At 61.3% G+C, this 24,833-nt stretch carries 20 protein-coding genes; 13 read left to right on the top strand and 7 right to left on the bottom strand.

What is annotated here, in order from left to right; all coding sequences use genetic code 11:
• Nucleotides 1-20 precede the first annotated feature (20 nt).
• The 3 genes from HNQ60_RS25410 to HNQ60_RS25400 all read left to right on the top strand — a co-directional run bounded on the left by HNQ60_RS25410 (nt 21) and on the right by HNQ60_RS25400 (nt 2,150).
• Nucleotides 21-623, top strand: coding sequence for a PEP-CTERM sorting domain-containing protein (locus HNQ60_RS25410; RefSeq protein WP_184335612.1), 603 nt, complete (start codon nt 21-23; stop codon nt 621-623).
• Between the two features lie 91 nt (nt 624-714).
• The gene (locus HNQ60_RS25405; protein WP_184335611.1) at nt 715-1,491 is read left to right on the top strand and encodes a helix-turn-helix domain-containing protein; all 777 of its coding nucleotides are present in this window, start codon (nt 715-717) and stop codon (nt 1,489-1,491) included.
• Between the two features lie 89 nt (nt 1,492-1,580).
• Nucleotides 1,581-2,150, top strand: coding sequence for a GNAT family N-acetyltransferase (locus HNQ60_RS25400; protein ID WP_221304457.1), 570 nt, complete (start codon nt 1,581-1,583; stop codon nt 2,148-2,150).
• Nucleotides 2,151-2,592: 442 nt separating this feature from the next.
• On the opposite strand, the gene HNQ60_RS25395 is transcribed toward HNQ60_RS25400, so the two are convergent.
• The 3 genes from HNQ60_RS25395 to HNQ60_RS25385 all read right to left on the bottom strand — a co-directional run bounded on the left by HNQ60_RS25395 (nt 2,593) and on the right by HNQ60_RS25385 (nt 6,270).
• Nucleotides 2,593-3,258, bottom strand: a complete 666-nt coding sequence (locus tag HNQ60_RS25395; protein ID WP_184335610.1) for a hypothetical protein — start codon at nt 3,256-3,258, stop codon at nt 2,593-2,595.
• Between the two features lie 175 nt (nt 3,259-3,433).
• Nucleotides 3,434-5,482: a right-handed parallel beta-helix repeat-containing protein gene (locus HNQ60_RS25390; protein ID WP_221304456.1), complete on the bottom strand. Its 2,049-nt coding sequence runs from the start codon at nt 5,480-5,482 to the stop codon at nt 3,434-3,436.
• A gap of 515 nt (nt 5,483-5,997) precedes the next feature.
• The gene (locus HNQ60_RS25385) at nt 5,998-6,270 is read right to left on the bottom strand and encodes a hypothetical protein (protein ID WP_184335608.1); all 273 of its coding nucleotides are present in this window, start codon (nt 6,268-6,270) and stop codon (nt 5,998-6,000) included.
• A gap of 118 nt (nt 6,271-6,388) precedes the next feature.
• Here HNQ60_RS25385 and HNQ60_RS25380 point away from each other — a divergent pair, with 118 nt between their 5' ends.
• The 5 genes from HNQ60_RS25380 (at nt 6,389) to HNQ60_RS25360 (ending at nt 12,502) form a co-directional block, all read left to right on the top strand.
• Entirely contained in the window at nt 6,389-7,393 is a 1,005-nt protein-coding gene (locus HNQ60_RS25380) for a transposase (RefSeq protein WP_184335607.1), read from the top strand.
• A gap of 105 nt (nt 7,394-7,498) precedes the next feature.
• Nucleotides 7,499-8,677 carry an OmpP1/FadL family transporter gene (locus HNQ60_RS25375; protein ID WP_184335606.1) on the top strand — a complete coding sequence of 393 codons (1,179 nt, stop codon included), beginning with the start codon at nt 7,499-7,501 and terminating at the stop codon, nt 8,675-8,677.
• Nucleotides 8,678-8,844: 167 nt separating this feature from the next.
• Nucleotides 8,845-9,276 carry a YybH family protein gene (locus HNQ60_RS25370; RefSeq protein WP_184335605.1) on the top strand — a complete coding sequence of 144 codons (432 nt, stop codon included), beginning with the start codon at nt 8,845-8,847 and terminating at the stop codon, nt 9,274-9,276.
• 154 nt (nt 9,277-9,430) lie between these two features.
• The gene (locus HNQ60_RS25365; protein WP_184335604.1) at nt 9,431-9,829 is read left to right on the top strand and encodes a DUF7383 domain-containing protein; all 399 of its coding nucleotides are present in this window, start codon (nt 9,431-9,433) and stop codon (nt 9,827-9,829) included.
• 717 nt (nt 9,830-10,546) lie between these two features.
• Nucleotides 10,547-12,502, top strand: a complete 1,956-nt coding sequence (locus HNQ60_RS25360; RefSeq protein WP_184335603.1) for a hypothetical protein — start codon at nt 10,547-10,549, stop codon at nt 12,500-12,502.
• Nucleotides 12,503-12,578: 76 nt separating this feature from the next.
• Here HNQ60_RS25360 and HNQ60_RS25355 read toward each other — a convergent pair whose 3' ends face one another.
• Entirely contained in the window at nt 12,579-13,283 is a 705-nt protein-coding gene (locus HNQ60_RS25355) for a TetR/AcrR family transcriptional regulator (protein WP_184335602.1), read from the bottom strand.
• On the opposite strand from HNQ60_RS25355, the gene HNQ60_RS25350 reads away from it, so the two are divergent.
• Nucleotides 13,282-13,908: an SRPBCC family protein gene (locus tag HNQ60_RS25350; RefSeq protein ID WP_184335601.1), complete on the top strand. Its 627-nt coding sequence runs from the start codon at nt 13,282-13,284 to the stop codon at nt 13,906-13,908. The two genes, HNQ60_RS25355 and HNQ60_RS25350, sit on opposite strands and share 2 nt — an antisense overlap.
• 103 nt (nt 13,909-14,011) lie before the next feature.
• On the opposite strand, the gene HNQ60_RS25345 is transcribed toward HNQ60_RS25350, so the two are convergent.
• Nucleotides 14,012-16,360, bottom strand: coding sequence for a TonB-dependent receptor (locus tag HNQ60_RS25345; RefSeq protein WP_184335600.1), 2,349 nt, complete (start codon nt 16,358-16,360; stop codon nt 14,012-14,014).
• A 396-nt stretch (nt 16,361-16,756) separates the two neighbouring features.
• Between HNQ60_RS25345 and HNQ60_RS25340 the strand changes: the two genes are divergently transcribed.
• From HNQ60_RS25340 to HNQ60_RS25330, 3 genes are all read left to right on the top strand, one after another.
• Nucleotides 16,757-17,680: a LytTR family DNA-binding domain-containing protein gene (locus HNQ60_RS25340; RefSeq protein ID WP_184335599.1), complete on the top strand. Its 924-nt coding sequence runs from the start codon at nt 16,757-16,759 to the stop codon at nt 17,678-17,680.
• A 465-nt stretch (nt 17,681-18,145) separates the two neighbouring features.
• Complete coding sequence (locus tag HNQ60_RS25335; protein WP_184335598.1) at nt 18,146-18,880, top strand: hypothetical protein; 735 nt, start codon at nt 18,146-18,148, stop codon at nt 18,878-18,880.
• A gap of 95 nt (nt 18,881-18,975) precedes the next feature.
• On the top strand, nt 18,976-19,470 hold the full coding sequence (locus HNQ60_RS25330; protein ID WP_184335597.1) for a hypothetical protein: 495 nt from the start codon (nt 18,976-18,978) through the stop codon (nt 19,468-19,470).
• 440 nt (nt 19,471-19,910) lie between these two features.
• Here HNQ60_RS25330 and HNQ60_RS25325 read toward each other — a convergent pair whose 3' ends face one another.
• Nucleotides 19,911-21,383 (bottom strand): serine hydrolase domain-containing protein, encoded by a 1,473-nt coding sequence (locus tag HNQ60_RS25325; RefSeq protein WP_184335596.1) that lies wholly within the window; start codon nt 21,381-21,383, stop codon nt 19,911-19,913.
• A 155-nt stretch (nt 21,384-21,538) separates the two neighbouring features.
• Nucleotides 21,539-22,345 carry a DUF4386 domain-containing protein gene (locus tag HNQ60_RS25320; RefSeq protein WP_184335595.1) on the bottom strand — a complete coding sequence of 269 codons (807 nt, stop codon included), beginning with the start codon at nt 22,343-22,345 and terminating at the stop codon, nt 21,539-21,541.
• 999 nt (nt 22,346-23,344) lie between these two features.
• Here HNQ60_RS25320 and HNQ60_RS25315 point away from each other — a divergent pair.
• Complete coding sequence (locus tag HNQ60_RS25315) at nt 23,345-24,517, top strand: hypothetical protein (protein WP_184335594.1); 1,173 nt, start codon at nt 23,345-23,347, stop codon at nt 24,515-24,517.
• Nucleotides 24,518-24,833 lie beyond the last annotated feature (316 nt).

Below are 24,833 nucleotides of genomic sequence, written 5' to 3'. Positions count from 1 at the left end.
CTCCACCACTGGAGAGTCCCATGCGCGCGCTAGTCCTGCTCTCTCTCCTGTTCACTTCCGGACAGTTGTTCGCGAAGCCCGTTTCCATCTGGGAAATTTCCGGCTCCCTGGTGTCGGTGACCGAGTCCGGAGCTGCAACGCCATTCACCGTCGGTGATCCGGTCCTGGGGTGGTTCGGAATCCGCGAGGTCGCGACTCCCGGCTCGATCTTTGGACCCGTCGAACCGCGTGGCGCGGGCCTGTTCCTCTCAGTCAGCGGCGTGAGCTTTCTTGCATCTCCGATCTGGAGTCCGGTGTCTTATCCGAACGATCTGGTCGGATACGCCCAAGGCATGCAGATGGTGGGACTGCCTCTCGACTACCTCTACAGGGACATGGTCATCTCGACGGAGGGCGACTCGCAGTTTGGGGTCAAGACCGGCACGTTGCTGATCAACGCTGCGACAGACGACATCGTCCCGATGAGCTTCAACCTCGTTGCCGATATCACGGTGCGACACGTGCGCAGAGGAGCAGCGAAGATACCTGAGCCAGGCCTCTTCTCGATGATGAGCATTGGGGTCGCCCTGCTTCTCTTCGCGAATCGGCGGCGCGCGCGTACGCCCATCATTCGATCAGCGTAGATGTCCGGGGAACTCAGCGGCTGTTAGGATCGCATCCGTGAGGCCCCGCTCCACCCAGAAGCAACCTGCCATAGATGGCGCAGGATTCGCGATGCAATCCTGCGCCCTGCCCGGGGTGCACGCGGTCGAGGCATCCTCGCGACATTCGTTTCCGCGACACACACACGACAGCTTTGGCATCGGGATCATCGTGCGCGGCGCGCATCGATCTTGGAGTGGTCGCGGCATGGTTGAGGCGGGGCCTGGCGATGTCATCACGTGCAACCCGGGCGAGGTTCATGACGGCAGGCCAGTGGGCGACAGCAGGATGTGGCGGATGCTGTACTTGCCGCCGCAGCTTGTGGCAGCCGTTGCGTCAGACGTCCACGAGGGCGCTGCGCAGGAGCTCGAGTTCACTGATCCTGTGATCTCGGAACGGGCGCATGCTCGGAGGTTCGAATCTGCCTACGACGCGCTGGCGAGTCGGAGCGTCGATGCGGAAGATGCGCAGGAACGGTTGATCCAGCTACTGGCCGGATTTCTACGCGTCAAGCCGCACTCATCGCGACATCCGCCCGAGGCATGGACGCGTGCCAAGGCGCGGATCGATGATGATCCGGCTGCACACGTGACCCTAGCCGAGCTGGCGCACGAAGCCGGCCTCAGCCGCTTTCAGTTGCTGCGCAGATTCGTGAGCGGCACTGGACTTACACCTCATGCCTATATCGTGCAGCGGCGCATGGACACGGCACGAGCGATGATTGCGTGCGGTGAATCGTTTGCAGCCGTCGCCATCACCTGCGGCTTCGCGGATCAAAGCCACTTCAATCGTCTGTTCGTTCGACGCTACGGCCTCACACCCGGCGCCTACGCACGCGCCATGCGCTGAGCTGCAATTTCGTTCAATACCACGCACTCGGTCGCGTGCTTCCATCGCTATTGCCGGTGCGGCAAGCAAACGATGGGACGAGCACAAGTATGACTCCGCGCGACGTGAACACCCTTCCCTCTCCAGCCATTCGTCCTTCCCGCAGCGACGAGATCGATATCATGACGGGGATCATCAACGCGGCAGCCGAAGCCTATCGCGGTGTGATTCCTCCGGATCGCTGGCACGAACCTTACATGCCAGAGGCGGAACTTCTATCGGAAATCGAAGCGGGCGTCCGCTTCGTGTGCTGTGAAATCGACGATGCGGTGGTTGGAGTGATGGGCATTCAGACGGTGCGCAATGTCGATCTGATTCGTCACGCGTACACACTGCCGGGCTACCAGGGTCGGGGCGTCGGAAGCGCGTTGATAGCCCATTTGCGCGAGCGGACTGAGCGGCCTGTACTCGTTGGCACATGGGCCGCCGCGACGTGGGCAGTTCGCTTCTATGAGCGGCATGGATTTCGGCTCGTCCCTGAGGATTTGAAGCCGCTGCTGCTGAGAACATACTGGAGGATTCCAGAGCGTCAGATTGAAACCTCCGTGGTGCTGACTACGCCACAGCTGAGCCGTGAGGATGGAGTGAGGCTGGTTGAAAATTCGCAGCAGCGAGGGTGATGGCCGGTGCCTGCGCACGAGTGAGCCAGACGGCATTTCCATCGGTGATTGCCGGAACCCGCGAAGCCGCGGCCCGGCACCTTAAAGGTAAATACACTGGCACGTGCATTGGCACCGTGAGCCGGTTGCGTCTTTTACTTCGGTCATCGTGCAGGACGACGCCAGGTTATGCGGGCAGGTGTGAGGCCTGCATTCGCACTTTGAACCGTTGGCCTCGATGAGAAGCAGACTCGGCATGCCCGAAGCATTGTTCTCGGCCTCTTTCGCCGAGGGCTGAGGAGAGCCATCGCATGCAGCGATAGTCACAAAAGACAGAAGGAGCAGAACGTTGATGAGGATCTTCATGCCGACACTCCCTTCGTTGATTTTTGTTGGCGAACTGAGAGCGCCCAGAAGGCGCTCGGTGATTATGCCTCCGTGACAGGTCAGTCCGCAGCCCGAACTAGGGCTTGCTCGCCCTGATTGCCAGCTTGTCATCCACCACGATCAGCACGGTGCTGTATGGCGCGCCGCTGCCGACCACGAACGGAGCCGCATGGCCGCCAACGGCGTTGCTGCCGAGCGTTGCATTCTCGTAGTAGGGCGCATAGATCATCATATGTGGATGCCAGGCACCGAAACCCGGGCCGGTATTCTGGTCGGCTGACCACATGTATGCGAAGGCAACCGTTTCCATCGCGGGCAGCTGACCATTTCCGTAACGTGTCGCCACCTCTTGCGCGATGGCCTCGGGAGATTGTCCTTCCAGCCCGAGCTTCGTCTTCAATTCTTCCGCCGGTGCGACCGTTCGTGCCGCAATGGCATCGAAGCAAATGGGCGAGCGAATCGCGGCTGCGTAGGTGGCTTCCGGATCTGGAGCTGCACTCCAGCTGCGCATCACCATGCAGAGAAAGCCGTTGTCACCCGTCGCGACGACTTCGAAGCCGTTGCGCGTCAGTATCTTGATCGTGGCGCGCGAGGAAATCTGTTCGGGTGCCGCGCTTCTCGCCAGTGCGACCTCGGCATCGCGCGGCATTTCATATTCGGCGAACGAAGCGTATTTGCGGTCTTCTGCTAACGCCTGAAAGGCCAACGCGAATAGTCCGATCGAGATGAAACTGGCTCGCATGAGGTGCTCCTGGTGACTGACCACGGAGCGAAGGACGATGGATGCGCCAGCAGGCCGACAATATCGTAGAGGTGCCGGGCCGCGGGTTCGCGGGTTCACCCGGACTGACCACAGCGAACTCTAAACTCTCAGCCGACGCACCTACCTAACCCGCGAACCCGCGGCCCGGCACGGGTCAGGGCGCCTCGATGGCCCCAATGTCGGCAGACGAAGCAGTCGGGCGTGTGCGACCTAGCTGGTCGACGCCAAGTGGCGAAACACTCAGCCGAGGCCGGGTGCTCATCGTCACGGTGATGCCTTGATTCTCGTTGAGTTGGCCCGTCGAAAACAGCTGGCGCCAAGCCGCGCCACCGAGCAGTTCCGGCCCCATGCCGGGAACAGATGCCGCGGCAAGGGCCTCGTCGAGCCGGTGCCAGAACTCGATGTAAGGATAGTTCTCGAGCTCTTGTGGCCAGGTCTGTGCCGGACCGAAATATGCGGTGGCGGCGAGCGTGAGAATCGGAACGCCGGATGGATCCACGTAGGGCTGGGTTCCGGAAGTTGCAGAATCTGCGTCCACGGTCCGCAGGAACGTTTCGAAATCAGCCTGAAAATCAGCTGCGAATCCCGGCAACCCATAGTGACTCTCGATGCGCCGAAGCACGATCTCGAGGAAGTCATCGGTGGCCCCGCGCGCAACAGCGTACTCGCCAAGGGTCTCGCTGAGTTCATAGGAAGAGTTCGGGACCTGGCCCAGTGCACTGCCCAACGGAGGGTAGTGCAGCACCGCGAAACTGCCTGAATCAGCACCGACCGATAGAATGGAGTTCGAGCGCGTCACTCCGACAACGTCGATCACGTCCACCAGTGCGACGCCGTCCGCGTCGCCATTCTGCGGATAGTGCCTACGGCTCAGCGATGCCCAGCCCGGTTCACCGACCGGAACGAGGATATGACTGAAATCGAGCGCACCGATCCGGTTGTAGCCCGCGCTGCGAAAATAGAAAAGCGAGCCCGTATAGATGTCCTGCGCGTAGCGGACTCCTCCAACTTCCTGCACGGTGTTTCCGGCGACGACCGAGCTGCCGATAATCAGGTCCTCGACAGCGTGGGCATTGCCGACCGTCGCCGCGATGCCGCCCGCGAGGTTGCGCCGTCCGAGGCTGTCCGTGCGCGGCACGCCGCGGACTTCGTTCTCGACGATGGTGCAGTTCTGGATTTCCATGTAGCCGTTCGACATGTAGACGCCGCCGCCACGCCAGTAACCCATAGCCAGCAGGAACGGTGGCAGGCCCGGCGCCGGCTCGACGAGATTTCTTGCGATCGTGGTGTTCGTCAGTCTAAGGCGCTTGCTTTCGCCGATGCTGCCGCCGTCCGAGTACACGCCGGCGCCGTAGGTGAACAGTCCGCTGATGCGGTTGCCGCTGATCGTTGACTGATCGATGGTCGATGTCGTCCCGGAGTGCCCGGCGCCACCGACGGAGTACACGCCGCCACCCGCGGCACCAGCGCCGAGCACCGAGTTGCCGCTCACGACGCATCCCTTCATGACCACGAGGTCCGCATAGACCGCGCCCCCGAATGCGCCGCGATCCCGCGACTGTTCGAAGTCGCCGCTCACGCGGTTGTCGTAGAGCTTGCAGTTCGTGAGGCGGGCCGTGCCCCACACCGCCAGCGCACCCCCGCGTGCCAGCGTCCAGGGCTGAGGGTGTGCAGTGGTGACCGTGTTCGCTGCAGCCACGCTGCTGCCGCCCGTGATCGAGACATTCGTGAGCGAAAGATCGCCGTCGACAGCCAGCACGCGCGCACCGGGCTGCGCACCACCAGCCCATGCGAGCGTGATGCCCCTCGGAAGACTGGACGCATCGATGACGACATCCTTTCGCGCTTCCAGTGCCGATCGACCGTAGTCCCGATCGAAATAGCCGATCAGATACGAGACGGGGCCGCTGGGCTCGTTACGAATGCCCATCACCTCGCCCTTCAGCAGCGTGTGTTCGTTAGCGACGATCGACAGCGCGATCGTGCCTCCATCAAGTGCGGCATCAAAGGTGATCGCCTGCCCTGACGCGGCCTGCGCCAAGGCCGAGCGCAGCGTTGTCGTTCCCGCCGCTGGAGTGGCGGAGTCGAGCAGGCTATTGACGACGAGAGCGGGTGCCGGCGCAGGCGCGGGCGAGTTGCCTCCGCCGCCACAAGCTCCGAGCAGCAGAAAAGCAACGACTGTGACGGCTCGCATTCTCGGCATGGTGATTGTCATCCGGGTACTGACACTTGCTCGCGGGTATTGTTCGCCATCGACGCGGTTAAAAGTGTAACAACCTTGTACGTCGAGAATTCCCACGCGAGCAGTTGTGTGCAGATCAGGATTCTCCTTATGAGGAAAACAGGAGGGATCGGGTTAGTCGGATGCACTGCCCGTCACTGCTCGGAACCCCGCTTCTCGAGCGGACGTTTCGCCGTCATGAACCTGCAAATGAGCTACACGATATTGCGCACCACCGACCTTTCGGTCGCCGAACGCTGGTATGCCAAGCTCCTCGGTCGCGGCCCGGATAATCGACCCATGAAGACGCTCGTGCAGTGGAATCTCTCTGCGCAACACGGCATTGGGCTTTCCTCACGGTGCCGGGCCGCGGGTTCGCGGGTTTTCGTGATCAACCCTCAGCGCGCCCGAATCTCGCACAGCCTTCAAACCCGCGAACCCGCGGCCCGGCACCGATGAAGTTCCGCCACCGCCCTATCCACCGGCATGATTCGATCTTACTTCTTTCTGAAAATTGCCAGAAAGATTCCACCGATGACGCCGACGATGACAAGCGCCGTCAACAGATTCGGCACGTGATAGACGGCGCCTCCCATGGATCCGTCAATGTGTCCTTCCGGTGGATTACTTTTGGTCAGCCCCCTGAAGATGATGATCACGAGGATCAGACCGATCGCGCCCATGACGCGCGAGCCCATGGATTGAGGAGGTTCGTTGCGCTCTCGGCGACCCCAGCGTCGGGACCGATGTCTTTGCTCTGCTTTCGTCATCTCCCTGTACTCGAGCATCTTTGTCGGCGGTTCCTGCGGCTTGGGCGGCGGAATGTCGCTCTCGTTGAAGTCCTCACGAGTGCCGTAGCGTGAGGCGTAGTCATCTGCGGCGGAGTCCTTGTCGCCTCCGGTGCCGGGTCGCGGGTTCGCGGGTTTCTGGCATGACTGCTTCATTTATCGAATAACCAACCAACCTGATCGACTCTACATTCATCCAGGCACAATTTCTGCCGGGGCAAGGATGCCGCGACCTCTTCGACTTCATGCGCCCGGCGCGCTCTATCACGTGACGCTGCGAGGCAACCATCGCCAGAGCATCTTCTTCTCGCACGCCGATCGGCAACTGCTCGACGAGATTGTCGCCGAGGTCATCGAACGGTTCAGGGCACGGGTTCACGCCTATTGCTGGATGACCAACCATATCCATCTGCTGATTCAGGTCAGCGACGTTCCTCTGGGCAGATTGATGATGCGTATTGCCGGCCGCTATGCACGCACTGTCCAGGCGCAACTCCACACGACCGGACACCTCTTCGAGAAGCGCTACTACCCAGTTCTCGTCGATGCCAATGAATACCTGCTCGAACTTCTGCGTTACATCCATCTCAACCCTGTCCGCGCCCGGATGGTCGCGCTTCCGTGCGACTATCCGTGGTCAAGCCATCATGCGTATTGCAGCTCGATCGCGCATCCGTGGGTCACGACCGACTTCGCCCTGAGCATGCTCCATCGGGAACGGGAGCACGCAGTCGCAGCGTACCAACGCTTCCTATCCGAGGAGATCGGCGGCGTGCTCTGTTCTCCGCTGCTTGAATGCAATTCCAACGATCGCCGCATCCTTGGGAGCGATGACTTCGCGGCCAAACTCCTCGGTGCAGCCTGGCAACCAAGATCCCGCAAAACGATTGCCGACATCGTCGCAGAAGCATGCCGGAAGTTCGACGTGGATGAATCATCGCTTCGCTCCCCCAGCGCCAACCGCGAGCTGACCAAAGCACGCGCCTGGGTGGCCCATCAAGCCCTTACCCTGCGCGTCGCATCACTCAGCGCTGTCGCTCGCGTCTTCCAGCGTCGCGAATCCAGCTTGCGAGAGTGCGTCAAACGTCATTTCAACTATCCCTGATCGCTATTGAAACCCGCGAACCCGCGACCCGGCACCGCGCTCCGCGCTCCGGTCTTTCCCCAATAGGCGGGCGTCCTCGTTCCCGCCAGAGTGGACGCCTTTTCGATGTCCCACACAACCGAGTCCGCCTTGAGATCCGGATGCCGCCTGTTGCTGCTGATGATGTCGCTGTCCTGCGCTGAAGTGCGCAGCGAGATCGACGGACCGCCGATCGTAGACAACAACTACAATCTGGATCTGCGGCAGGGCCCCGTCATGGGCTCGTCCCGGCAAGTCGCGTTGGGCGGCGCATACATCGGAGTCGCCGAAGGCATCGCATCGCTGAACTCCAATCCCGCCGGTGTGGCGTTCCGCCTGGAACGCTCGACGACCCGGTTCGACTGGGATTGGACTGCCGGCCTGACCAACCTCGATAGCAAGGACTTCGACAACAACGGCGTAACACCGCCCGACTACAAGAGTCACCGGATCCGGTCGCTGGGACTGATGGGGCAATACGGGCCATGGGGACTCGGCGTGCTGAACAATGCAGAAATCATCGCACTCGAGAACCCCGATGATGACGACAGCGAATATGTACTGAGTGTCACCTCGCTGAGACTCGGCCGGCAGTTTCTGGATCGCGAACTGACGATCGGTGTCGGACTGCACGCGACGACCAGCAAACTGCGAACCGAGACATTGGACGCGACGCTCGGGCAACTTTCCGGCGTCGGGTGGGATGTGGGTGCCTTGTGGAACCCGGAACGCGGGCCATGGCGGTTCGGCGCGTCGTTCTCCTCTTCCATCCTGACCGATGAGCTCGACAATCCCGGCGACACTCCGGTTACAGTGAACGGCCTGGTGGTTCCGCACCAGGTGATTCTGCCTGCGACTTTTGGAATGGGCGCGTCCTACGCCGTGGAGTCCGCTCCGTTCTGGAAGGACCACAAATGGCTGGTCAGCGGGGATCTGCTCTACACCGAGTCGAGCGACAACGCGGTGGGTGTCGAATCGGTGCTGGCGCAGAGGATTCAGCCCGTCGGAACTCATGACACCATCAGTGTTCGAGTTGGATCAGAGCTGGAAGCAATACCAGGCCGGCTGCGGCTTCGATTGGGCAGCTACTACGAACCTTCCAACTACGAAGGCGTGTCGAGCCGTACGCACGTGACTGGCGGATTCGAAGTCCGCCTGTTCCACACCAGCCTCTGGGGCGAATACGACTGGAGCCTGACCGCGACGGTCGACTCCGCGCGCGACTATTTGAATGTCCTGGTGTCGATCGGGTTCTGGTATTTCTAGGCGGTGCCTAGGCGGTGCCGGGTCGCGGGTTCGCGGGTTTTCGTGATCAATCCTCAGCGCGCACAGCCTTCGAACCCGCGAACCCGCGGCCCGGCACCGGGCGCGAGGCGCGATGTCGGAACACGATTCACCGAGTCGTCCTTGATGAACCCATCCTGGAGACTCCCATGACCATGCAAGCCGATTCCGACGCAATCCGCACCCTCGTCGAAGGCATCAACAGGGCGCACAGCGATCGCGACGCCAGAGCCATCATCGCGCCCTTCGCTTCCGATGCCACTCTTTTCGACCTGTCTCCGCCTCTTGCGCACGGAGTGAGCGAGAAGGCAACCGCCGCGTGGCTCGATACGTGGGACGGACCCGTAAGCCGTAAGGTGCACAACCTCGAGATCACGGTCGGTGGCGATCTCGCCTACGCACACGGCTACATCCACACGGCCGCCGTCAGCAACGCGAGTGGGGCGCTCGCTGAATGGTGGTCGCGCGCTACGTTCTGCCTTGCCCGCAGGGCCGGCAGATGGCTCATCGTCCACGAGCACACATCGGTGCCCTTCTATATGGATGGCAGCTTAAAGGCTGCGCTCGATCTGAAGCCGTGAGGCGCCAGGTCGGGGCCCTGTTGTTTTCGTGCGCTGAATGCGCGGCCCGGCACCAATTTCCTGGCTAGCGCTTCGGTACGATTTTCCTTCAAGAAGCGGTGCTGCACGATGGGAGCCGAACGAACCGGGAACGGATCTCAGCGACGGAGGCACCATGAGCGCACGAGCAGACTTCCAGGTGTTCACCTTCAATGAGCATCTCGGTGACAACCAGGGTGACATCGACACGGACTTCGATTTCAAAGGCCAGCGCTCGTCGAAGCGGACGTTCCAGATCAATCAAACACTGTTCGAGGTCGACGGATACGTGAGCTATCAGGTCTCACACGTCGATGAACTGGCGCACGAGATCCTCATCAACGACCAGCCGCTGCCCGCAGTCGACGTGTTCCGAACTGGACAAGGGGATCACACCGGTCTGCAGACACATACCGACGTCATTCCAGCCCGCTTTCTCAAGACGGGCGCGAACACGATTCAGTTCGAACGGCACGGCGGCGACAATTTCCTGATTCATCACGCCATCGTGCATTGGCGAGAGATCGACCCGTGATGTTCGAGGTTGAGTGTCGCCGCGAGGATGAGTGGCCCGCAAGGGGCAGGCAAGATGAAACTCTCGGCGGCGATGATTGGAGCCTTCACACTCAGCATGAGCATCTGGGCAGGCGCTCAGGATCTACCAACGTGCAGTGACGCGTGGGTAAAGAAGGATGCGGAGTGCAAGAAGCAATGTGCCCACGACACCGAGAGAGGATTTCGCTGCATCCGCGAATGTAGGGGCGACGCCAAACCTGGCGCAGAGGTCTGCAAGCCACCTGCGGTGCCAACGCCGCCCGCAAACTAGCGCCTAGTGGCGCACGCACGCGACGTCGAAGTTTCGGGCTCCGCGTCAGGTGCCGGGACGTATGTTCGTACGTTTGCTCACCTTGGGATACTTCACGGTCCGTAGCCTCGAACGTACGAATGTACGGGCACCGAAGCTCCGAATCTCCCGCGCCCAAACCCGCGAACCCGCGGCCCGGCACCTACCGGACGACGCTGCGTTCAGCGATTCGACTAGACACTCCAAGAATCATTGGGCGAGCGACCTAACGTTCGCAATCGGCAATCCCTGATCGGATCAGTACGCATCCACACTTTCGGATGTCCGGTCTTCGGCGCGGAAATACTGTGCGCCACTTCGCTGGCAGCTCGCTCCGTCATCGCCGAAGTTTGCCGTTTCATCGGGCCAACGGCCACAACAAACAAGAGTCCTTCCTTCATGCAAATCATGTCGACGCGACCCCGCGCGGTCGCCGCCGTCGCCGCGCTTCTGGTCCTTGCAGCCTGCGGTGCTCCAGCATCACTGACGATCAACCTCACGGTGACCGGTCTCGATGCACAGGGCCTGCAGATCGTAAATACGGTGGGCGACACACGCTTGGACATCGCGGCGAACGAAACCACAAGCAAGGTCAAGGTGAAGGACACCGATAGCAGCTCGGGCGGCGGCCTCTACACATGGAACCTGGAGATTTCACGCCAGCCGCAGGGTCAGACCTGCGTACTGTCCGGGGACATCAGCGGCAACTATGAAATTGTCGGAGAGCACGGCCATGACATGGACCGTGACGTTACGGTCACATGCACGACTCCCGTGCCGGCACACACCGTCGGCGGCACGGTGCACGGTCTCACGGCCCAAGGCCTGATTCTCGCGCAGGGCTCCGAACAGCTCGCGATCGAACCCGGCAGCACCGTGCTTTTCGCGTTCCCTACAGCGGTCCAACAAGGCGCGGCGTATGCGGTATCCATCGCGCAGCAGCCGCAGAGCCAGATCTGTTCGGTCGCCGACGGCGCCGGAACCATGCTATCGGCAGACATCGCCAACGTGGTGGTCAGTTGTGCAACCCTGAGCGGCCAGCTATCCGTTGGCATCACCGGGCTGGGCAACCACGCCGGACTCAAACTCACGAACGGCACGACCGAGTACGACGTGCCCGCTGGCGCCGGCAGTTACGCGCTGCCCGACCCGGTGCCGGTGGGCTCGCAGTACAGCGTGGTCGTCAGCGGCATGCCCGCGGGCCTGTCCTGCACGTTCGCCGCTGCAACTGGCGTATTTCCCGAGTCCGCAGCAGGTGGCGTGCTGGACATCGGCACCATCGCCTGCGCGGCACAGCCGTTCGACATCCGCGGCACCGTCGCTGGTCTCGGCAATACCACGGGCCTTGTGCTCGACAGCGCCGGTGAACAGCTCGCCATTGCCGCCAACGCCACGACCTTCGCGTTCACGCAGGGAGTCACGTTTGGTTCGGCATGGAGCGTGACAGTGAGCAGCCAGCCGGCGGGGCGCACCTGCGCGGTCAGCAATGGCAGTGGCACAGTACCGGCGCACGACATCACCGATGTCGCGGTCACCTGCAGCGTGAACACATACTCGGTCGGCGGGAGCATCAGCGGCCTCGGCAGCGCCACCGGATTGCAGATCGCCAATCACGGCAGCGTGGCGCTCACCGTGTCCGCGGGCGCGAGCAGCTTCGAACTCGCAGACGCACTTCCCTCCGGCACTGCCTATGCACTGTCCGTCGCCGCCCAACCGATCGGTCTGCCGGCTGGACATAGCTGCGCATTCTCGGGAGGTGCCAGCGGCACCGTCGCAGCGGCGAACGTGACACATCTGCAGCTCGTCTGCGGCCCCGTCATGTACTCCATCGGTGGATCCATCAACGGCCTGACGACGAGCGGCCTGCAGCTCATGGAAATCTACAGCTCGCAGACGCTGTCTCCGGCTGCCAACGCCGCGGTGTTCGGCTTCCCGGCCGCGGTCAATCCGGGAGACGCCTACGATGTTTCTGTGACTCAGCAGCCTGGGGGCCAGTACTGCGAAGCATCGAATACCAGCGGCACGGCGACGCAGGATGTAACGAGCGTCGTCGTCGACTGCTGGGTCGGCTACACGATCGACGGCACCGTAACAGGCCTTCCGGCGAGCAGCATGGGAGGCGTGGCACCTTTGTTGCTGACGCTCACCGTCAACGGCGCGTCATCACCGCAGTTCTGGAAGCCGGTCTTTGTCGCAGGAAATTTCGCGATCGACGACGGCGCCGGCCATGCACCGTTTGCCGCCGGCACGCAGTACACCGTGGCCATCGACTCGACCAATGGTTACGTCTGCACGATCGACAGCGGTGCCTCGGGCATTGTCGGGGCGACCAACGTGACCGACATCCAGGTCAGCTGCCACTGATCAGCCGGTGCCGGGTCGCGGGTTCGCGGGTTTCCTGGCCAACCCAGCAGAGTGCGACCCTCGTCTTGCATAACCTTCAAACCCGCGAAGCCGCGGCCCGGCACCGAAGCGCCGAAACTTCTTTCAGGTACCCCACTGTCAGCGCGGTGAGGTGCAGCTTGAGTCTTTCGAACGTACTACGATCTCCGCCCGCCTCGATCACTGCGCGTGTCGGCCCTACGATGGATGCGATCAGCATGCTACTTACGAGAAGCGGCTGGTCGAACTTGGCGTCACTGGCCGTTATCAACATGTCGTGTACGGCCTGAGCACACCGGCTCGACTCCTCCTTGACGATTGCATCGGCATTGACCGCGGCCGTGGGGAGGTAGAGCGCGCGTGAGATGTCTGGCCTGCGCGTTTTCGCATCGACAAACACAGCCATCATAGTCGCGCACATTGCTTCGATCGTCTGCCCGTGTACCGACTTGCAGGCAGCAATCGTCTCATCGACGACTCCACCCACATGTCTCCTCACGATTGCCGCGAGCAGGGCGCGCTTGTTCGGGAAGTACTGGTAAAGCGAGCCGATGGAAACCCCGGCTCGTTCGGCAATCTGAATCGTCGTGGTCTTGTCGAACCCGTTCGCGAGCAAAACGTGAATAGCTGCTTCGAAAATAGCGTCGATGGTGTCGCGGGAACGCCGCTGTTGCGGCTTCTTTCTGGGGTTCAGCGATCCGGCTGCGTTCCTTCTCATATGCGAATAGCCCGGCGATGCAGACTTGCGCAAGATACCTCGCATGCGCACATTCGAATACCGGTTCCATTTCGCGATGACGCTCTTCGGCCTTCTGCTCAATGGCCAAAGTCTGGCTTGCGAGCCGCCGGCGGGATTTGTCAACCCACCCCGCCCCGAGATCGCTCCGCTCGAGCAACTAATGAGTCACGCCGAGCAGAGGGAAATCCCCCAGCCACTTGCCGTCGTCCTGCAATCCGCGAATCGTCCGCTGCGTATCGATCCGACGAAAGACCTGCCTGGCGTCAGTGGTACTTTCAGGCTGTCAGACGGCCCGTATGGCAGCGTCGGTGCGCGCAGACTCGTCTGCCTCACGGATGGCTCGACGTCGGTCGAAGAGGTGCTGAACACTGATTCGAATAGCGAGAGCAGCCGTTTCAGGTACGTGGTCTGGAACCACACCAACCCCAAGTTTCGTAATGTCGCTTATGCGGTGGGTGAGTTCGTCCGTACGCAACCCGCGCCCGACAGGACCACCGTCACCTGGACGTATCGATTCGCGCTCAAGAGCGGCCTCAGCATCGAGGAAAAGTCTCGTTTCCAGAAAATCTTTCTCGAGCAGGAATTCGCCGGCTGGATGCGCACCCAAATGGATCGTGCGCCTTCGGTGCCGGCACCGAAGGCGCCATAGCGTCACTTCCGCAATTGCTCCAGCTGACTCAGCGAAGGCAGCATCCGAGCGTTGCAGCTCTGCTGGAGTCAAACCCGCGAACCCGCGACCCGGCACCGGACGCCTACCAGGCGTACTCGATGATCAGGCCGAGCAGCGGCAGAGTTTCCTCCTCCTCGTCGACAATCTCTCCCGTCAGGATGTTGAACTCGGGCTGCAGGCCAGCCGGACCGCCATAAACGTTCAGCACGTCCGCGAACAGCACAAGATCCACCGGGCCGATCCGACGACGGTAATCGACGCGCACATCGAGTGAGTGGAACGCATCACCGCGATCCGCATTCAAGTCGAACCTCTCTTGCGAATAGCGCACGGGCGGGTTCGGCGCAAGCACGTCATCGTGCACGAGGTAGCGGTACGTTGGCAGCCCGGAGCCATACTTCCATCGCGCCGCTATCTGCCATCGATCATTGATCTCCCAGCGCCCGCCGACAGCGACGAACTGCTCGCGATTGAAGTCCCAGTCGTACTCCCCACGCCCGTCATTGTCGTCCACCCGGTAGCGATTCCAGGAATAGACGAAGTCGGCCGACCAGCCCCGATCGAACCTGCGCCTCAACACCAGGTCCACGCCGGTGTTAGTGCCCTCTCCATCATTGGTGATTCGACCGCTCGTGCGTCCGCTATCAACGAGCCGGTTATCGAGATCCTGAAAGTACGCTTCTACGAGCAGATCCAGGTCGTCGCTCAGCCGATAGTCGAAGCCGAGGCTGAGATGAGTAAGCCTTTCGCTCTCGAGATCGAAGTTATCAGGGTCGGCCGCACGCGCCAGGTTGCTTGGCGGTTCATAGAAGATGCCAGCCGTTGCCGAGAATCTCAGCCGGGGTGAAATCGCATAATTGAAGCCGAATCGCGGCGACACCAGGTCTTCGTCCCCAAAGCCATTGCGATCGTAGCGAAGGCCCGCACGCAGACTGGCATTGCCCCAGTCAAACAACTGCTCGCCGTAAACTCCGTAGTTGGTTTCGCTTGCGCTATAGACCGAGTCGATCTCATCTGGCTGCAACACAATGTAGTTTGCGTTCGGGGGGCGCGGATCGTCGGACTCGTAGATATAGCGTATCCAGTCCTCCCGAAGGTCCGTCGAATAGTCGAGATCGTTGCTCGTGAGGTGCAGCCCGGCGATGAATATCCCAAGGCCGTTCCCGACAGACACATCGCTGCGCCAGCCGAACTCCGACTCCTTTTCCTTCACAGTCAGGAGTTTCTCGCGCACCGGAACCTGGTCGGCTGGCGTACCCGGGGGCACCAGGTCCGGGTAGGCCTCGCCCTCGGACGACACCCGGTCGCTCTCACGGTAGTAGATACGGTTTGTCCATTCGCCATCGTTGCCGAACATCCGCCGCCAGGTGCCACCGATGAGCGCAAGGTCCTGGTCTTCGTTCTGCAACGTGACGTCCTCGATGCCCTCGTCCTCCTCGGCAGCGAGGATGTGGTTGACGTCCCGCGAATACTCCTCAGGCGCGTATACGGCGAGAAACTCGAACTCGTCGTCATCATCGAGACGTGTATGCGTCTTCAGGATTACGTCCGTGGACACCGGCGCACCCAAAGACTCTTCCTCAATCATCTCGAAGAACTGGCCGAAATCGAATTGCCGCGCCTGCAGGAACATCGTCGTGTTGTCGTGGAAGCCACTCGGTCCCTCGTAGAGGAATTCGGCACCGGCGAGATCGAGACGCAGGCTGGCGACAGGCGATGGCGCGCCATCCACGACGTCGAGTTGCAGGAGCGACGCGTCGCGGCCCCCGAACTCCGCGCTCCAGCCGCCAGGCGAGAATTCCGCTCCGGCAACGGCATTGGGTGCAAATATGGAATAGCGGCCGCCATTGATGATTTCGTCCTCCTCGCCCAGCGTCTGCTCGAAGTGCACGACTTGCTGGAACGGGAAGCCATCGACATAGATGAGGTTGCTCTTGGGGCCATGGCCCCGCACGGAAAAGGCCGCAAACTCGCCGTTGGAGACGACCCCTGGCAGGCCGCTCAGCGCGCGCATGACGTCGCTGCCGCTGCCAGGCGCGTTGCGCAGCTCGTCGCGGCTCAGGAATCTGTCCGAGACGCCGCCGAAGGGATCTGCCTCGAGTGCACGAGCGATAACGACGACCTCGTCCAACGAGTCGGATACCGGCTGCAGTTCGAAGCGAAGTCGGCCTGTCCGTTGTTCCAGTACTCGCACCGCCGGCTCGACGGCCGTGACGTATCCGGCCGATTCGGCACGCAGTCTAAAGAAACCGTCTTCCAGGCTGTCGAGCAGCGCCTTGCCTTCAGTTGTCGTAGCCGAGCGCACCTCGCCGTCGCGCGATTCGGCCGTAATCGTCACACCATCGACAGGCCGGCGCGTCACGGCATCGACGACCTCCACCGATATCGCGCCTACGTCGGCAACAGCGGGGGTTGTCGCAAGTAGCAGCATGAGGGCGGCCTTCTGCAAACCGAATACAGCCTGATGGAAACTGCGTAGCTGGTGAGACATGGTGAGGCGTAGTGTGGTGATCTCAGGTCAATCTTGCTGCGCCGTGGCTCGTCCAGCGCGGCCCTTTGTACCAGCGGCGCGAATACTTCACGAACCGTCGTCCGCCAACCCGAATGGAACGAGTGGTACCGCCGCCTGACGGACTCGAAGATCACGTCGGTCAACACAGGCGCGGGGATGTCGACCTCCATCAGCCGCATTCCAGCCGCCCGGCGAGAACCCGGCGCCGCCTATGACGTTCGATCACTCTGCCAAGTTGCGCGAGAACTGGATTCTCTTCGTCTACGATGATGGACTTGCCTTCGAGTACTTCTGGTGGCTTCTTGGACGCTACGTATGAATCGCAACGCCGCAGTCAGTAGCGGAACAGTTTTCGGAGCCTGGGCGCTGGGGCGCTCCATCGCGGTCGTCGGCGCTCTGCTCGTCATCACCTTCGTGGTGATCGAGCCGGAGGCCAGCCGGGGTTTGGGCGTAGCGGCAAGAACGGTCTTCTGGGTGATTCACGTAGGGCTCGGGCTTGTCTCCCTCTATGCCGCAAGCTGGCTCGTTCTACCGCACATGATGAAATCCTTGCCGGCGTGGCTCGTATTGCTAGTCGCTGGGACCGGTGGTGCGCTACTCGTCACGCCGGTGAGCTACCTGGTCGAACACGCGCTGCCGGCATCGCTGATCGCTGTCGAAGACGAGGACGGGTGGCTGGATGTCTTCGCCAGCCGGGGTTGGTGGCAAGCCATCGCGGCCGAATTCCTCCAGCTTGCACCGGCAACGTTGAGCTTCTGGATGATCATCAATCTGCCGCTTTTCGCGCAGCGCCGGTCGTTCGGCGATGCGCGAGACCCCAACGCCGGCTCGGCCGAGCCGGTCGATCTCGACAAGGCGGAAGCGGGTCGCTACGCCGAATCCGCCCGGGCGGAGTTCATCAGCCGACTACCCGAATCGCTGGGAACGAACGTCATTGCGATTTCTTCCGACCTTCACTATCTGCACGTCTACACGGACCTCGGCCGCTGCATGATTCTCGGTTCTCTGCAGCAGGCCGCGGATTCATTGGGGGAATCCGGCTTGCGGGTCCATCGAGCCCACTGGGTGGCACGAGGCGCTATCGTGAAAATCGTCAAGAACGGCCATCAATGGTACTGCCTGCTATCCAACGACCTGAGGATACCGATCAGCCGCCGCAACAAATCCACTGTCGCGGGCTGGTTCGGCCATACGACCAAAATCGTCCCGGTCAGGAAAAGCAGGACGGACGCGCATTGACGCGGAGCCGGTGCCTGACGCGGAGCCGGTGCCGGGTCGCGGGTTCGCGGGTTTCCTGGTCAACCCAGCAGCGTGCGACTCTCGTCTTGCGTAACGTTCAAACCCGCGAAGCCGCAGCCCGGCACCGAATGCCGACGCGGAGCCGGTGCCGGACGCGGAGCCGGTGCCGGGTCGCGGGTTCGCGGGTTTCCTGGCCAACCCAGCAGCGTGCGACTCTCGTCTTGCGTAACGTTCAAACCCGCGAAGCCGCAGCCCGGCACCGGACCTGCGTTGACCTGCGTTCGGCACCGGACCTGCGTTAGTGAGATAGGAATCGGCGTAGCCACAGGTTCCCGGAGCAACGGTACCCCGTTCAGGGACCTCAACTACAGGGAGAAATGTATGCGCCGATTCCTTCTCCTTTTCGTGGGGATCGCAGTAGGTAGCCATGTCGCTTTGGGTACCGCTTTGGCGCAGAACCAATTCATGAATCCGTCGCAGCAAGCGCGGCTAAACCAGGCAATCGTGAGGAACAACCTGCCCGAGACGCAGGGCGTCATCCTGGAGGCGTGCGATCGGTCGTTGAGCGAGTCCAGGGACGGCAGTCGCACGATGGACGATCGTCTCATCAGCGCGCAGGAGGCGCGGCTCTGCTTCAGATCCAACCAGGAAATCGTGGCCGCTCAAACGAGCGATCCGAATGCAGACCGAATAGTCCAACCGCATGTGGAACTCGCTGAAGCCTCGGTGAAGGAGACCAAGAGCGCCACCGAGTTCATGGGTCTGACGTGGGGGCTGGGCTTCGGCTATTCATTCGGAGAAGACGAGGCCATCGACGACGCCACCATCGTTGATGGCGTGGTCCGCGTCAATTCTCGCAAGAAAGATCAACCCCGGGCGGTTCTCGAGTTCCACCGATACTTCTGGTGCAACAGCGGAAGAACGAAACTAGACCGCGGATGCGGTCCCTTCGTCGCGGTAGCCGCATCGGAAGACGATGTCCTTGCTGGCGTCGGCGTTGGCTTCATGTACGGCCGAAAATCGACGCCGAGCGATACCGAAGGTTTTTCGGTCGGCATTGGCGTCGTCCTCGATGGCAACATCAAAGACCTCGCTGACGGGTTCAAGGAGAACGAGCCCCCGCCGGGAACCGAGACCGCCGTGAGATACGAAACCAAGTCCCGCTGGTCCGCACTGATCATCGTGTCTCGCACGTTCTGACCTCGTGCACAAATGCTCTGATGTCCATCCCTGACAGAAAGGCAACTACACCATCACTCTCAGCAGACTTTACCCATCTACTCAGGAGCATCCGGATGTCCACGACAGTTCTTGCCGCCGTACGGTGGTCGCTTTACACGAGCGACGAGCATCAGGCCGGTACGGACAATGAGGTTACCTGCGAGCTTCTCAGAGATGATGCGCCAATCTGCATTGTCAGACTCGAACACGGGGACACGGAACGTCTTGATAGGAACAGGCAGGATCGAGTGATCTGCACTTTCAAGAGGCCGTATCTGATAACCCCCGTCAACCCCCGCCTGTCGCTGGGGGTCGCCGGCATCGAATATCCTCAAGGTTTCAGCGGGCACATGAAGATGCGACTTCGCATCTCAGGGCCTGATCGCTGGATCAAGGACGCTATCGTGGTCGAGGGCCGCATCGGCGAGTTATTTCGAGACTCCGAGGGCGGCGCTCTGCTGGTCTCCGACGACGGCGATCCGTGGACCGACCTCGGGACATTCGACAAGAGGAAGGTCCTCAGTACCGACGCGAATGAAGGAGTCTCTGCCCTGACCTTGATCTTCTAGAGACCTCACCCTGCCGTAGGGAGCGCTGACTGACAACACGATCGATCCGCGAATCCGCGTCAGTTCAATAGTTGTTATGCTGTGGCGTCTGAATGAAGAACGCGATTGAGGTCATCCGCCTCGTCGTTCCAGTTCTGACGACACTCGGGGTCAGTTGGGCATCTTCCACGCAAGGGGCAGGCAAAATGAAACTCTCGGCAGTGATGATTGGAGCCTTCACACTCAGCATGAGCATCTTGGCAGGTGCTCAGGATCTACCGAAGTGCAGTGACGCGTGGGTAAAGAAGGATGCCGAGTGCAAGAAGCAATGTGCCCACGAAGCCGAGAGAGGATTTCGCTGCATCCGCGAATGTCGGGGCGACGCCAAACCTGGCGCAGAGGTCTGCAAGCCACCTGCAGTGCCAACGCCGCCCGCAAACTAGAGCCGGTTTAACGCGCCGCTACGGCCGGCGCGTTCCGATCTGCCCATACAGATGCAGCCGCGTTTGCAAGCCTTCGCCTTCGAAGGTGACTTCGACAGCCGATGCTGGATGAATGAATCGCCGAGGAGCACCCTTGATCGGCTCGAGTGCGTATCGATCGCCATTCGGAAACACCAGCGTCAACTGCTTTTCGTAGACCACGGAAACATCCCGTCCCCGTGGGAACGTGTAGACACCGGCAAGCGATTGCAGCACTTCAACTGGTTGAGTCACGCGGGTGACTCGCACCTCGCGAAACGCCGTCCACTCATAAACACGCGAAACCGCTGCGAGGAACTCGGCGCCGAGGTCACTGCCAGCATCTGAGTTGCTCAGGTACACAGCGCCGTCGCCGGTGCGCAGGTTCAGCGTCATCCCTGCCCGGTAGCCTTCGGTTCCGCCATAGTGGGTGATGAACACCTGGTCAGCTTCACCAATCAGGCGGAAGCCGTACGCATGCCGCTCGATGGGCGCGGCCAGAAGTTCGCGAATGCTGGCCTGGGAAAGGACCTTGCTGTTGCCGTTGTGGGCTTTGTAGATCTCGAGCAGAAACGCCGCCATATCGTTCGCGGTTGCCCAAAGTCCGGCTGCGGCCTGCTCCGGATGATTTCGCCAACCATCCGGTACGATGCTGCCATCGGCTCGATGCCCGCGAGCAATCCGCTCACGGATCGCGGGCGGCGGCGGTTGCGCATAGGTCGCCTGCTTCATTCCGACTGGATCGATGAGCCATTCGGACATGATCTGTTCAAATGGCTTGCGCAGCTGATCCTGAAGAGCAATCTCAATGACGGTGTAACCGCCGCCGGAATAGATGAGCGAAGTACCGGGTTCGTTCAGCACCTCCACCTTGCGCGAGTTGCTCGGTGGTTCTGCGCGCACGATCTGCTGATCAGTGGGCAATGCTTCGGTCTGCGCGTAACCCGCGTATCCGCCGGGTGTGATCCCGGCGGTATGCGCGAACAGGTTGCGGAACGTCACCGGGTTGCCCTCGGTCTGCCGCCCCGCAGGGAGATCATAGGAAACGAGATACGAGTCGATGTTCCTGTCGAAGTCGATCAGCCCCGCCTCCTTCATCCGCAAGGCCGCAAGCAGTGTTACCGGCTTCGCGAGTGAACCCGCCTGAAACAGACTGTCGCAACCCGCTTGCGCGCTATCGACGCCGAGCACACCCCACGCACTGCTCCAGTCCAACTTGCCATCGTTGATGACAGCCACGGACAGGGCGGGCGTCTTGTGCGCCGCCATGCGTGACTCGATGCGGACGGGTGTGGTTTCACCTTCGAAAACCACGCGAGGGAGCATGTTGTGCTCGATCTGCTGCTTCCTTGCGTTTTCTTCGCCACTGCAGGTCCAGCGCTGCGGGGCTTCGGGCGGCTTCGCCTCAGGCTGTGTTGTTGCGCACGCGGTGATACCGGAGATCAGCACTATGCATATGACATGTCGATGCATGACGACTCTTTTGGTGAGGGAAGTGCAGAGGAACAAGAGGACAGGAAGGTACGCATGTCGTTTAGACACACCAGCGTTTTCCGCGCGCGACGCATCGTGACACATCGGTGTGCTTCTGAGCCGGTGAGATTGCCGGCAATACATATATGCCGGCGTCAGGTCGGAGCGGTGGGGATTAAGTCGATATTCGGCTGGGAATCGGTGGGTGTCCTAGTCGCTACGCACCCGTTGACGCCTCTGGCCAGCAGCCAGACTCCGGCGATAGCCTCGAATACTGCGCCAGGGAGGAAAGCGATCATCACCCACTGTTTCAACGCTGGAAACAGGATCACCAGCACTGCGACCGCGCCCATCAGTGCGTACGTGAAGACGCCCCATCCTGCGAGCCAGCGTGGGATCAGGCGGCTGCGCCAGAACAACCAGAAGAAGAGCGCGCCGCCCACGGCCATGACGATGAGAATCAGGTAGAGCCCGGATCCATGCACGTGCTTGAAGAGCATGGTGAGCGATTGGCGCTGAGCATCGGGAAACGCGCCCACGAGGTCATCGCGCATCAGGACGGCGAAGGCGGCGTACTTCAGCAGCACGAATGTCGCTCCCATCGCTCCTTCCATGAGCCGACAGAAGGCAGCCGCGAACGCGATGCCGCGATCGACGTCGCGAAGGGTGGCGTACATGGCGGCGGCGGAGATCGTCACAAAGAGGTAGAGCGCCGTCTCCGCGACGAGACCCGTGCGGAATAGAAAGTCTGCCTGGGACAGGCCAGCGGACTCTCCTACTGCGTTCAGGTTCCAGATCCGGCCAACGGGTCCGAATGAGATGTAGAGTCCGAGGGACACGTAAGAGATGTAGGCGAATCCCGAGAGCCGCGCCATGGCCTGGCGCCGATCCGTAGTCCCGGTGTTGCCCGGCGCCAATAGTGGCAGCGGTACTGAAGGAGTGATTGGCAGCTCCGTCGACATGGCAAATCTCCGGTATCGGTTCGCGTCGCCCAAGGACACGAATCAATGGGGAGAAGTTGCAACGTCGAGGCTTGTGAGTTCGTCGAGGACCCGCATTCCCGCGCCGCCGAGCGCTATCCCGCTTCGAATGCGAGCTACTGGGAATTTCAGCGTCACTGCACATTGGGCGTACCGGATCGAGTCCGTGGCGTAACGCCCCTGGTTCAAGAGCGATTCGAGACAGCTCAGGCGCGAGGCTTGCCGCCGCGAGCGGCCAACGCGCAGCCGACTGCCGCAAGTAGTCCGACTACTGCGCCGGCGAGGCCAAACATTATTCCTGAGGCCTCACTACCCACATACTCCGAAGCGACGCCGTTCAAAGCAGAACACAATCCGATTGTGACCCCGGCCAACGCCAGCAAGGGCCCTACGATCGTGCCTGGACGAACATTTCTCATGCAGCACCGTACGTCAGAGGTATCAGCGGCCAATACACGCCCGAGCCGCTTCGGTAATGCCAGTGAATACGCTACCTGGCAAATGATCGCTGACGAATGAAAAAAAGGACGAGATGGGACTCGTGATGTGAATATCTGGGTTGGCGCAGACGACCCGGCACCGGAGCCCATCACTGGAGCTGCGATTGGGACACCGTACCGAACTACGGAGACACCCATCTCGAACTGCGGCGATGGGTCCTGGGAATCCATTTCGCGGCGAGCTACTTGGGATACCCATCAGTTCTCGGACGCAATCGATGGGTGTCCTGGGAACTTCCCACCGCCACAAATCCAACGAGAGTTTGATAGACCCGCTGGTGTGCCTGAGCATGACCAGGACGAATCCGACCGCCGATGCGCGAACCGCAAGACAGGCGGAAGCAGACTTCCGTTCAGTTGACGCATCAACTGACAGAGCCTACCGTGAATTCGATCTCGGTACGCTTCGTCGATTGCACGCGTACGTGGCCGGCGCTCCATTGGGAGCAGGCAACGGAGTTCGCGTTCGGAGGGCTGAAACATGCCGTTCCGCAAATTGACCTGGGCGATCGCTCTCGCGATGTTCGCCGGCAACGCGCCCGCAAGCGCCTCGCGCTACGAGATTGCGACTATCACCATCACCGACCTGGGAACGCTCGGTGGTCAGGAGAGCGTCGCCAGGGACATCAACAATCTCGGTGACGCAGTCGGCTGGGCGCACAAGGCGGACGGACGGCAGAGTGCATTCATGCATCTCGCCGGAGTGATGGCCGACATTGGCTGGAACCTGGCCAGTAACTACGACACGGAAGCGACGGGTATCAACAGCCTGCGCAGCGCCGTGGCGATTGCCCGCGCCCGTACCGACCTGCGACCGCATGCCGCCACCTACTCGTACGGCGGATCCATGGTGCTCATGGACGAGGGCATCCATCCCGACGTTGCCAGAATGTGCAACTACAGGAGCCTGGTGCAAGCGCTCAACGATTCCGGCATGGCGGTCGGCGCGATCAGCATCCAGACACCGACATCGCGCTGCTACCCTGCATACGAACCGGCCTACTGGACGCACGTGTTTGGCGTTCCCGAGACGCTCGACGTCGGACTGCCCGGCGGCCAGAACTTCGACGTCAACAATCACGGAACCTTCGTGGGCATGGCGAACGAGTGCTGCGTTCGCGTCGATCACAAAGCGTTCCGCTGGCATTCGGGCGTGTTGACGGCGGTGCCTCTGCCACCGGGTATGGGAATCCTCGGCTCAGGCGGTCCTGCCCGTGGCATCAACGATGGCGGTCAGGTAGTCGGTGAGTTCTACGTCCTTGGTGAGTCCGGCGCCAGGCTGCGTCGCGCATTCTTCTGGGACGGCGTCGGTGCGCACTCGATCTTCACCGGAGTGCTGCCAACCGGAACCGAGAGCATGGCCTATGAAGTGAACCGGCAGGGATTCGTCGTCGGTGTCGCCGACAAATGGACGATCTCTCCGCTGCCAGGTCCTCCGGGATATCGCCGCAATCACGGCTTCGTGTGGCATCCCAGCATCGGCATGCGCGAACTCCCGAAGCTGCCCGCCAGCGGCTACTCAGGCGGGTGCGAGGCGTACGCCGTAAACGACTTGAGCCAGGGACGCGTCCAGATCGTCGGCTACTGCAACTCCGGCTCGCGGCGGCGCGCGGTGCGCTGGGACGTGAGTGTCCGGTTCCTGGGTCCTTCGTGAGTCAACGCCAGCGATCGTGATTCGGCACCGGGCCGCAGATTCGCGGATTTTAGCCGCAGTCTGAGTGCAGCAATGGTCCATTCGACATGACTCGCCATCCAGGACGCATCGAATCCAACGCTCTGTTCTTTCCGTTAGCTCTTGAGAATCAAATCCGCGAATCCGCAGCCCGGCACAGCTAGTTACTGGTACCGGGTCGCGGCTTCGCGGGTTCACTTTGATGAAGTACGCAAATCTGCCGCCTGATCCGCCTGAACCAAACCCGCGAACCCGCGGCCCGGCACGGGTAGGCGCGAAGAACAAAACGCAATCTGGT

Origin of the sequence: Povalibacter uvarum, from assembly GCF_014202975.1 — a bacterium.
Classification (GTDB): domain Bacteria; phylum Pseudomonadota; class Gammaproteobacteria; order Steroidobacterales; family Steroidobacteraceae; genus Steroidobacter; species Steroidobacter uvarum.
Note: the sequence above shows the minus strand (reverse complement) of the source record. Positions and strands in the feature narration are given on the sequence as shown.